Annotated in this window: 10 protein-coding genes; 5 read left to right on the top strand and 5 right to left on the bottom strand. The window is 39.3% G+C overall.

Annotated elements, in window-relative coordinates; all coding sequences use genetic code 11:
- Positions 1 to 264: 264 nt before the first annotated feature.
- The 5 genes from IL355_RS18735 to IL355_RS18715 all read left to right on the top strand — a co-directional run bounded on the left by IL355_RS18735 (position 265) and on the right by IL355_RS18715 (position 4,680).
- Positions 265 to 1,848 carry a xylulokinase gene (locus tag IL355_RS18735; protein WP_225621338.1) on the top strand — a complete coding sequence of 528 codons (1,584 nt, stop codon included), beginning with the start codon at positions 265 to 267 and terminating at the stop codon, positions 1,846 to 1,848.
- Between the two features lie 372 nt (positions 1,849 to 2,220).
- Positions 2,221 to 2,667 (top strand): GNAT family N-acetyltransferase, encoded by a 447-nt coding sequence (locus IL355_RS18730; RefSeq protein WP_192463623.1) that lies wholly within the window; start codon positions 2,221 to 2,223, stop codon positions 2,665 to 2,667.
- 249 nt (positions 2,668 to 2,916) lie between these two features.
- On the top strand, positions 2,917 to 3,507 hold the full coding sequence (locus tag IL355_RS18725) for a hypothetical protein (protein ID WP_192463622.1): 591 nt from the start codon (positions 2,917 to 2,919) through the stop codon (positions 3,505 to 3,507).
- 88 nt (positions 3,508 to 3,595) lie between these two features.
- Positions 3,596 to 4,162 (top strand): Crp/Fnr family transcriptional regulator, encoded by a 567-nt coding sequence (locus IL355_RS18720; protein WP_192463621.1) that lies wholly within the window; start codon positions 3,596 to 3,598, stop codon positions 4,160 to 4,162.
- A gap of 62 nt (positions 4,163 to 4,224) precedes the next feature.
- The gene (locus IL355_RS18715) at positions 4,225 to 4,680 is read left to right on the top strand and encodes a DoxX family protein (protein WP_192463620.1); all 456 of its coding nucleotides are present in this window, start codon (positions 4,225 to 4,227) and stop codon (positions 4,678 to 4,680) included.
- A gap of 83 nt (positions 4,681 to 4,763) precedes the next feature.
- On the opposite strand, the gene IL355_RS18710 is transcribed toward IL355_RS18715, so the two are convergent.
- From IL355_RS18710 to IL355_RS18690, 5 genes are all read right to left on the bottom strand, one after another.
- A complete protein-coding gene (locus IL355_RS18710; protein WP_192463619.1) occupies positions 4,764 to 5,333 on the bottom strand; it encodes a carboxymuconolactone decarboxylase family protein in 570 nt (189 codons plus the stop codon).
- A gap of 62 nt (positions 5,334 to 5,395) precedes the next feature.
- On the bottom strand, positions 5,396 to 5,959 hold the full coding sequence (locus IL355_RS18705) for a TetR/AcrR family transcriptional regulator (protein WP_192463618.1): 564 nt from the start codon (positions 5,957 to 5,959) through the stop codon (positions 5,396 to 5,398).
- A gap of 65 nt (positions 5,960 to 6,024) precedes the next feature.
- Positions 6,025 to 6,648, bottom strand: coding sequence for a class I SAM-dependent methyltransferase (locus IL355_RS18700; protein ID WP_192463617.1), 624 nt, complete (start codon positions 6,646 to 6,648; stop codon positions 6,025 to 6,027).
- Between the two features lie 61 nt (positions 6,649 to 6,709).
- Positions 6,710 to 9,223 carry a TonB-dependent receptor gene (locus tag IL355_RS18695; protein WP_192463616.1) on the bottom strand — a complete coding sequence of 838 codons (2,514 nt, stop codon included), beginning with the start codon at positions 9,221 to 9,223 and terminating at the stop codon, positions 6,710 to 6,712.
- Positions 9,213 to 10,115, bottom strand: coding sequence for a FecR family protein (locus IL355_RS18690; protein WP_192463615.1), 903 nt, complete (start codon positions 10,113 to 10,115; stop codon positions 9,213 to 9,215). Before IL355_RS18690 ends, IL355_RS18695 begins: the two co-directional genes overlap by 11 nt.
- Between the last annotated feature and the right edge of the window lie 67 nt (positions 10,116 to 10,182).

The raw sequence follows: 10,182 nt of genomic DNA, 5'->3' as shown, positions 1-10,182 counted from the left end.
TTCCAACTGCGCTTGTGTATGTCGATACCAATGAATAACTTGGGGCAAGCAGTTTGTTGTGTTTTCATATCTTTTGATTTTGCTGAATCCTAAAGATACTCGACAGGCTGCTTTTACATAGATGCTAACCGCAATTACGGCGGATTCGACTACGTCCGAATCCACTCGGAATTGCTAAAGCCTGTACTAAACCGAAAATAAACGCTAATTTAATCCGTAACTGACGGTTATACGAGACCGTTGGCAATAATTATGAATAAAAACATGAAAGAAGCAATTGTTCAAGGACAAACTTACTTGGGAATAGAATTTGGTTCTACAAGAATAAAGGCCACTTTAATTAATAATCATTTTGAAACCATCAGTTCGGGTAGCTACGATTGGGAGAACAAGTTAATAGATGGGTATTGGACTTATAATCTTGATGAAACCATTGTGGGTTTACAAAAAGTATATTCAGAAATTAAGCAACATGTAGAGAACACGTACGGTCTGACACTGAATAAAATTGGTGCAATGGGTTGCTCTGCCATGATGCAGGGTTATATAGCACTTGATAATTCAGGAAAATTATTGGTTCCGTTCCGCACTTGGCGAAACACCGTAACGGCTCAGGCTTCTTCAATACTTACCGAAACATTTAACTACAAGCTTCCCCAACGTTGGACTATTGCGCATTTATATCAGGCTATATTAAATGATGAAGCACATATTGCAGATATAGCTTACATCACAACTTTATCTGGTTATATCCATTGGCAATTAACAGAGGAAAAAATACTCGGAATTGGGGATGCTTCAGGTATGTTTCCTATTAATGAAAACCAATTTAATGAAACCATGCTGACCCAGTTTTCTGAGTTAATCTCGGATAAAGGATATACTTGGAAAATTAAGGATATTTTACCTAAAGTTCTTTTGGCTGGTGAACACGCAGGAACGCTAACAAAACAAGGGGCTTTGTTGATAGACCCCACAGGAGACTTACAGACTGGAATCCCGTTCTGTCCACCAGAAGGAGATGCAGGTACGGGAATGGTGGCCACCAATAGTGTCAAAAAAAATACTGGGAACATATCCGTCGGGACATCCATCTTCGCTATGATTGTATTGAAAAAGGATTTATCCAAAGTTTATCCTGAAATTGACATTGTTACAACACCCGATGGCAGCCCTGTAGCAATGGTACTTGCCAATAATTGCTCTAGCGACTTGAACGCTTGGGTTAATTTGTTACGTGAGTTTTATGAAGCGATGGGACAAAAACCTGATATGAATGAAATGTTTAATATTCTATTCAACAAGGCATTAGAAGCAGATGCCGATGGTGGTGGATTGTTAAGCTATGGATATTATTCAGGCGAAAATATAACGGGTTTTGAAAAAGGCCGCCCAATTTTCATCCGTTCACCTAAAAGCACATTTAATCTTGCAAACTTTATGAGAACACATCTTTTTACCGCATTTGCGGCATTAAGACTTGGTTTGAATATTCTGACAAAGAAAGAACTTGTACAAATAAACGGTATTATGGCTCATGGAGGACTTTTTAAAACACCTTTAGTTGGCCAAAAAATTTGTGCAGCAGCACTTGACGTTCCTGTGACTGTTATGTCAACGGCTAGTGAAGGTGGTTCGTGGGGAATAGCAATTTTAGCATCATATATGCTTAACAAACAACCTAACGAAGATTTGTCCCATTACCTTTCCAACAAAGTGTTTCCTAACTCTAAAGGACAAAAAATTTACCCAGATGGTGAGGATGTTAACGGATTCAATATTTTTCTAGAACGTTATAAAAATGGGTTAACAATTGAACAAGCAGCGATAGACCATTTAATAGAATAACTATTGCCAACAATAGTAACCGTTGCACAAGCCTATAATTAGAAATAACTACGATCGATATAAGCCTCTTCAAGGGGCTTTTTTTATGTCGGGTCAGAATCGGGGCACCAAATTTCGATGCTTTATGCAAGTCCCGAACAAGTATTGAAGCGCACTTTTTACCAAGACTGCCAAATCGGGCCGCCCCGCTCCCGATAGCTATCGGGATGGAACGTTTTTGGTCGAATTTCAGGTATTTTTTCAGGTTGTACGCGATCGCCGAGAGGTGCACTCTAAGCGGTTTTTCTTTTTTACGTACCTTTCGGTTCGATGGTAACAACTACAACCCACAACATCCCATAGTTCTATATAGATATTTATGGGCCAACTAAAATGAAAAATAGAGAATCGCATAGAGATGACTATACCATTTCTACGGACAAAGATAGATTAGATGTTATAAGCATTCACAAGTTTTTGTCTAACGAGACCGATTGGGCAAAAGGCATTCCCCTTAATACGTTGAAAACCTCCATAGACAACTCATTAAATTTTGGAATTTATTTCAAAAGCGAGCAAATAGGCTTTGCTCGTGTAATTTCAGACTTTTCGACAATCGCCTATTTGGGAGATGTTTATATTCTTGAGGAGCACAGGGGAAAGGGACTCAGCAAGTGGTTGATGAACGAAATAATGGAACATCCCCATCTTCAAGGGTTAAGGCGTTGGATTTTGCTCACCGATACGACCGAATGGCTTTATAGAAAGTTTGGGTTTACCAAGATTCCCAGACCGGAAGTGTATATGGAAAAGCACAACCCGAACGTATACAATAGTTGAGGTATGCCTAAGACTGACTGTATAAATTAAGACCAACAGGAGCTTCTCGGTGGGCGAGACCGCAATTCAGTTTTATAGCAGCGTATTGAATAAGGCTTGTTTGAGCACCATGGCTACTAATGACTAGATAAGGTTTAAAACCCCTGCAATATTCCATTTAGTCTAGAATTCAGATGATTAAATCCTATAAATCTGTAACATATTTTATTCCGGTTAGTCTAATCGGTTTTATATAAAACATTGAACAAAATGAAAAACCGATTTATTTTACTAGTTGCTTTGGTCATACTTAGCGCTTGTAATGATGAAACTAAAACAAGTATAACCCACCAACCTACGGTAGCTGACTATACCGAGGGCGAAAAATGGGTCTGGAAATACAAAGGGGTCACTACCGCAGGGGAGGTACGCTCCGATGGAACGGACACCAGAAAAATAGTAAAATTTGATGACGAATTAGGGATGACCATTGGTAAGGATACCATTCCGGTTACTGAAATTGCCAAACCAGAAGAAAGCGAAACACCCAAATACGATTGGCCTTTGGAAGTAGGTAAAAAATGGAAATATGAAAATAATTGGACCAGTCAAGACGGTACTACCGGAAGCCAAAGCCAAACGGCCACCGTTCTTTCGTACCAAGAGGAAACAGTAGAAGCCGGGACATTTATGGCCTACACCATTGAATATATCGGTACAACTTCCAATTCACGTGGTTACAGTGCAGATGAAAAGGAAGTATGGTTGTACGCTCCATCGGTAAAAAACTTTATTAAGCTCACTCAAGATCAAGGCGATTTTCATTATGTAGAGGAACTGATTGAATATTCAAAACCGTAATAAGTTCAACAGCATTCAACATAATTTCTTTTGTATCCTTTTAAAAATGGGAGCTCCAAATTATAGTATGGACGTCAAGAAATCATAAATGGACCAGTTAAAGAGGTTTTTGGATGGCATTTCTCCAATGAATGATGCTGATTGGAGGTTTTTTAAGTCGAAACTAAAAGAAGTCAGATTTGAAAAGAATTCGGTCATCCTACAAAAAGGAAGGGTTGAAAATTATGTATCCTTCATAGCCAAAGGAATGGTGCGATTCTATATTCCGGGAGAGGAGTCCGATCTAACGTTCGGTTTTTTGTTTGAGAATGAATTTGTAACAGGATACGATTCACTTTTGTCCGGACTACCTTCGGAATATCAAATCGAAACCTTGACGGAGACCTTGTTGTGGAGAATTTCAAAAAAAGACCTGGATGAGGTCTATAAAAAAACCGTAAATGGAAACATTATCGGACGTAAAATGGCCGAGAGCATGTTTTTAATAAAATCAAAAAGAGAGATTTCTTTATTGAACCAAACAGCGGAAGAACGTTATTTGAGCCTGTTTAGAGACCGTCCTAACTTATTACAACAAATTCCCTTAAAATATATAGCCTCCTATATAGGGGTAACGCCTCAAGCATTAAGTAGAATACGAAAACGGATTACTTAACCTAGGTTCATTTTTTTCATAGTTTCTTTTAAAACCTTTGCATTTCAAACAATTAAGAAACTATGAAACCACTCATTGTACTTTTAGCAAGCTTTGCAATTGCCATTTTCTTCAATAAAATTCTTAAAAAGGAATATGATTTTGAGCTATCGGCAAGAATCGCCATGTCCGTAATGCTCGTATTCACTGCAATTGGACATTTTGTATTTACCAAGGGCATGAGCCTGATGATTCCTAAGTTCATTCCCTTTAAAGAAATTTTTGTTCACCTAACCGGAGTTTTTGAAATTCTATTGGCAATAGGGCTATTACTTCCTAAGCTGAAAACGATTGCAGGTTGGGCATTGATTATTTTTCTGCTGTTGATGCTTCCGGCTAATATCTATGCCGCTTTGCATAACGTGAATTACCAAAAGGGAACCTTTGACGGAAATGGTCTTGCCTATCTTTGGTTTCGTATTCCCCTACAAATTTTTTTTATAGTTTGGACCTATTTGAGTGCGATATGCAAAAATTAAAGAAAGTCTCTAAAAATGGAGACTAACATAAAAACAAAAAGCATTGGTTTTTGACCGATGCTTTTTGTTCTATCAAGCGGTGATTAGTTTTTGCTCCACTCAAATTTTTGAAAAGGTTTATCTAAAGGTGTTTCGGCAATATGGTTGACGTAATTGCTAATGACCTTCTGTGATAGCCCTAGAATGATTTCCAACAGCTGTCTTTGGGTGTAACCAGCGTTGTAAAACCGATCAAGGGTATCGGCATCTACATAGCCTCGTTTACGAACAATTTCAAGGGTAGTTTCCCTTAGCGCTTCCAATTTGTCGTTTGGTAATGCTGTTTCGTTTCTAAGTGCCTCAATAATGGCGTCATCCACTTTCATCGCTTTGGCGATGCCGGTATGGGCGGGCACACAGTAATGGCATTCGTGTTCCACATTAATGGTTTGCCATACTACGGTAAGCTCATCGTTGTTAAAAGAAGAATCAACAAAAAGCTCATGAATGTTTTGGTAGGCGTTCAATAGGCCTGGGGCCTCTGCCAGTACCCCGTGCAAATTAGGCACATATCCGTAAGCGTTTTGAGAATTTTCCAATAAAGGCTTGCTATCTGCAGGTGCAGATTCGATGCTGTGAATATGTAATTTTTCTTGGGTGTGTGTTGTACTCATATACTAATATTTAAAGGATTAAAAATATCTAAACAATCGTTTAGTTTTGATTCAAATTTTTTTTAGAGGTTGTCAAATGTATTTTCAATATAGCTTTTAAGTTGTGAGGGTTGAAACATTCTCGAAGCCGATGCCAGTCCGAACATAGCAATAATCAGATAGTCCGCTTTTTGGTTCAAACTAGTTTGGGAAAAGGAAGTTTCTTTTTGTAAGCTTTCTTTAAAGATTCCTCTTACTTCACTGGTGAAATCTGTTAACACTTTTTTTATTTCCGCATCGGCATCTTCCCCAATTTCATTGGCGGTGTTTGTAATCAAGCACCCTTTGCCAAATTCATTGTTTTTGGAGAAGTCAAGAAAATCATAAAAATAGGTTTTGATGGATGTTACTCCTTTTTCGGATTCCTTTAGTTTGGTCAACAATCCGTTCAGTTTAGCCTTATAACATTCCAAACTCTCAAGAAAGACTCCGTTCTTACTTCCAAAACTGGCATAAATAGAAAATTTATTGATACCCATTTCTTTTTCAAGCATTTGCATAGATGTGGTCTCATAACCATTTCTCCAAAAAAGGTTCATGGCCTTTTCGATTACTTCAGATTCTATGTATGCTTTCTTTCGTGCCATTCCAGTAACAAATACACGGCAAAACTAAACAATCGTTTAGAAATAAAAAAATGATTAACTTTTTATTAGTGTTTTTTGCCTACGAAGCGAACTGCCCAACCGGTACCGTTGTGATAAAGACCTTCTTGTAATTGAACTTCTTTCTCTTCAAGAATTATGGATTGAAAGTCTTTAAAATCCCGCTCTAGCTCACTAATGGAAATGAGGGTGTCCAAATCCCTGGGTCCCCCAATTTTTGGATTGGCTTCTCGATACTTTAAGTGTTCTTTGCCAAAGGCTTCCAAAATTACATGGCCTCCTGGCTTAACTAGTTTCGCCAAAAGTTGATGATAGGTACTTCTAATTTCAATGGGAAAATGGGCATATATAAGGGCTACGGCATCAAAAGTCTCTATAGCGTAATCAATGTCCGTTAGTTGACCCACTTTGTAATCAATGTTAACATGCTGTTCTTTGGCTAATTCTAGTGCTTTCTTTTTTCCTTCCACACTAATGTCAAAAGCATGGGCATTCCAGCCGTTTCGAGCGGCAAACACGGCATTTCTGCCTTCGCCCTCCGCTCCAAAAAGAATTCTACCCGGAGAAAGGTGTTTTAATTGCTCTTCCAAGAAGACATTGGGCTGGGTGCCAAAAGCATATTCTTTTTCACTGTAACGGTCATTCCACCGTTTTAACCATGGGTCGCTCATCTAAAGAGTTTTAGAGTTGTGGAAGTTACGTACCCTTTCTTTTTTAGCAAAACCGAAGTCATCAAAACCGGATCCTAATACTTGCATTTGGTGTTATGCCCAAAGATGTGGTGGTAATAGTTTCAATCTCGTCATCGCTGTTTAACTGATAATACGTGTTTAGAATGTTTTTCCTGCCTGTAAAATTGAGTACGGATACCCCTGCTGATGCTTTTATGCCCTTAGTAAGTTGAAAATTATAAATTGCCGAGGCATCGGCCCTAAGATATTCTTTTAATCTACTACTGTTGGGTTTGTTATAATTTATTCTATTTGGGAAAAAAGTGGTGTCCACTGGGTTTTCGGCGTCCGGTTGGGTGAAGGGCCTTCCGCTACGGTAGTTAAGGCCAATACCTAACTTCAATCGGTTAACGGTATACGTGCCGGCAAGGCTTGCCGTATGTCTAATATCCAAATTATTAGGGAAGTTGGGCGGAATATATGTGCCAAAAGTATAATTGTTGAGGTTGTAGGTATAACTGGCCCAAAGGCTGAAAATGTCCGTTTTGGCATTCACCAAAAATTCCACACCCTTTACCTCGTACTCCCCAATTTCACCATTAAATTGATTTTGATTTTGAAAACCTTGAGTTGCAGTGCTGATGCCATCTACTAGTTTATAAAACCCTTCCAGTCCCATGTAGAGGTTTTTGGTATCATAATTGAGCCCTACGGAAGCTTGTTTGCTTTTGGTAACGGGCAGGGTTTCTCCATCGGAAACGATCCACCTTCGTTTTTCAATACCTAGAAAGTTTTGCTCCAAATCCAGTATCTGGTTGGTAGCCTGACTTTTAAATTCTCCCAATACTTGAAGGTTAAAATCTTTTCCAAGGGCATAGTTAAAGCTCAAACGTGGCTCTATAATACTTTCATTAAAACTGTTGGGGTTCTCTAATAAATTGAACCTTAATCCGCCCCGCAAGAACAGCTTCTCATTTTCCGGTTCCCAAACTACCTCTGTGAAAAGGGCATGTTTCCGTACTACATTACGCTCATTGCTTGCAAAGGGAGGTTGGGAAACATCTGTCTGGTTGCCAATGGCCGTTTCGGTAAATTGATACCCGTTATGCCATTGAAAGAAATCGCTGGTTTGGAATTGTGTATGAAGCTTGGCACTTAGTTCTTGTACCTCGTTGTTTTGGAAAAGTACCTGCAATCCGTTAGAGGTTATATTTCTGGCTCCCAGTTCATAATTGGTGAAATAGGCATTGAGATGGGATGAAAATTGATCGGTCCATCCGCTTTCCAAATTTAATCCAACGGAATAGTTGTATTGGTCCAATGAACTTTGGGAGGTATCTCCAGATTCCATTTCAGTTTCTGAGTAGTCCAAGGTATTGTGAATATTAATGAAACTGAAGCGTAATTTTTGGTCCTCGGTAAGGTCGTACAATAATTTTCCGGTAACATCATAAAAATAAAAGTTTCCATCTTGCGATACTTCGTTCTCATCAAAAACTCGGGTAAAGAACTTTTCGTAGGTAGGGGTATTGACCACATCCGTTAGGGACCTACGGGCAGAAAACTGCAACCCTAATTTGTTGGTGAGGGGCAAATGTCCGTAAGCATCGGCACCAATTAAATTGAATCCGGCTCCGCCATAAAAATCTCTGGATAGACTGTTCTTGGTCTGGATATCTACAATACCACTTACCCCATCGCCATAGGTGCTACTGGTACCGTTTTTAATAAGTGAGACCTTATCTGTCAAATAGGGATTAAAGGCCGATATCAGCCCGAAAAAATGTCCGGATTGGTACATTTTTATTCCGTCCCACAAAATAAGGTTTTGGTCATTGCTGCCGCCCCTAATATTAATGTCCGATACGGTTTCGTCAATACTTTCAATTCCCGGAAGTGCCTGTACCGTTTGTAGCACATCGGGTTCTAGTAGGCCCGGTAGCACGCTAAATTCCTCGCTGTTCATACGTATGCTGCCATCATCTTGCTTTACCAGACCTTTGGTTAAGAATTCGTAGACCGTTACCTCTTCCAACTGTTGGTAAAATTGCGCTAATAAAAGGGTCTTGCACGGCTGTTTTCCGGTAAGTTCGGACGCTTTGACTATCAGGTTACGGTAACCCAAATAGGAGATTCGCAAAGCGGCATCCTTGGGAACATCCATTATAGAAAAGAATCCGTTTTCATCGGTAATTAAATTTTTAGAACCTCCAAGAACCTCTATCGTGGCACCCATTACCGTGTTGCGCTCAAAATTGTCAAGCACGGTAGCACAGATCTGTAAACGGTCATTAAGGGCAATGGCGTAATATCTTTCACTCAGCTTTTCAATCTGCAGCTGAGTTTCAACTTCAATAAATTTTAAAATGGTATATAATTCTTGGGAAGGTGGGATTGCGATGTAAATTTCGTCCAGTTGCTCATCTGCATAGCTAAACTTTACCTTATATCTGTCTTCCAGCTTTAGCAAGTATTCACGTAACAATAACCGCTGTTCACCTTCTTGTGCAGAGATAAAGGGGGGTAAAAGAAAGCTAAGGCAAAAAAGAAAGGATAACCAAATTTTATTCGCCATAGAAGAGCACTTTGCCGCCCTCTAATTTAAACTTTATTTGTGAAGGTACACTTATGCTTTTTAAGGCAAGTTCTTTATTGGTATTGCTAAAAGTACCGGTAAACAATTTTTGGGTATCTACATTTTTGGTAGCTACTTCCATATTATACTGTCTCCCAAACTCTTCAAAGACGTATTTAAGGGGTACACTTTTAAAGCTGCTTTCTTTTGCAAGCCATGCGGGTTTTACATGTTCTAGGTTATCTGTTTCCAAGAGCTGGCCATCAATTAATGAAAGGGACATGCCTTTGGACAGTTTCTTGGTTTTGCCATCAAAATCTACTTGAACCAAGCCTTCAAAACAATCTACTATAAATAGTTTGGACCGTTGTCTTACATTAAACTGGGTCCCCAAAACGGAGACCTTACCTTGCTCCGTATGCACGGTAAAGCGCTCGCCCTTGGCCACTTTGAAGAATGCTTCACCGTTTAGTTTCAAATCTCTTTCTTTTTGCCAGTTTCCTTCGTCATAAGTAATTTGGGAATCGGCATTTAGAATGACTTCCGAATTGTCCGGAAGCCTTATCTCCTTGTTTTCTGCAATTCCTGTGGATATACTTTCGTCTAGGTTCTGTAAATAGAAAAATGCACCTATCATTAGAATGGCAGCTACTGCCGCTACGCGAAGAAAAGCTTTAAATGGCTGAAGTTTTACCACCTTGGGCTCTTCTAAAAGCTGTCTGTTCTTTAGGGCTTCAAAAGCTTTCTCCTCATCGTATATGGGGGCTTCCAGCTTTTGGGAGGTTTCGGCAATACGCACATAGGCTTCATACTCACTGGATTTTTTGAATTCCAGCAGTTCTGCCTCGGTGAGCTCACCGTTTAACCATTTTGCTAAATAATTTTCTTGCATTTGGGGGTAGCTTATATGCTGTATAACAATTAACTATATAAAAACCCTACCTAAGGCTTTTTAGTGT

The sequence above is a fragment of the Euzebyella saccharophila genome (genome assembly GCF_014855495.1).
In the GTDB taxonomy this organism is placed as follows: Bacteria; Bacteroidota; Bacteroidia; order Flavobacteriales; family Flavobacteriaceae; genus Euzebyella; species Euzebyella saccharophila.
This window is presented reverse-complemented; position numbering and strand designations above follow the sequence as displayed.

What these genes read in the sequence shown, in the direction of transcription:
- IL355_RS18735 (WP_225621338.1), top strand. Translation starts at nt 265, where the DNA reads ATGAAAGAAGCAATTGTTCAAGGACAAACTTACTTGGGAATAGAATTT.
- IL355_RS18730 (WP_192463623.1), top strand. Translation starts at nt 2,221, where the DNA reads ATGAAAAATAGAGAATCGCATAGAGATGACTATACCATTTCTACGGAC.
- IL355_RS18725 (WP_192463622.1), top strand. Translation starts at nt 2,917, where the DNA reads ATGAAAAACCGATTTATTTTACTAGTTGCTTTGGTCATACTTAGCGCT.
- IL355_RS18720 (WP_192463621.1), top strand. Translation starts at nt 3,596, where the DNA reads ATGGACCAGTTAAAGAGGTTTTTGGATGGCATTTCTCCAATGAATGAT.
- IL355_RS18715 (WP_192463620.1), top strand. Translation starts at nt 4,225, where the DNA reads ATGAAACCACTCATTGTACTTTTAGCAAGCTTTGCAATTGCCATTTTC.
- IL355_RS18710 (WP_192463619.1), bottom strand. Translation starts at nt 5,333, where the DNA reads ATGAGTACAACACACACCCAAGAAAAATTACATATTCACAGCATCGAA.
- IL355_RS18705 (WP_192463618.1), bottom strand. Translation starts at nt 5,959, where the DNA reads ATGGCACGAAAGAAAGCATACATAGAATCTGAAGTAATCGAAAAGGCC.
- IL355_RS18700 (WP_192463617.1), bottom strand. Translation starts at nt 6,648, where the DNA reads ATGAGCGACCCATGGTTAAAACGGTGGAATGACCGTTACAGTGAAAAA.
- IL355_RS18695 (WP_192463616.1), bottom strand. Translation starts at nt 9,223, where the DNA reads ATGGCGAATAAAATTTGGTTATCCTTTCTTTTTTGCCTTAGCTTTCTT.
- IL355_RS18690 (WP_192463615.1), bottom strand. Translation starts at nt 10,115, where the DNA reads ATGCAAGAAAATTATTTAGCAAAATGGTTAAACGGTGAGCTCACCGAG.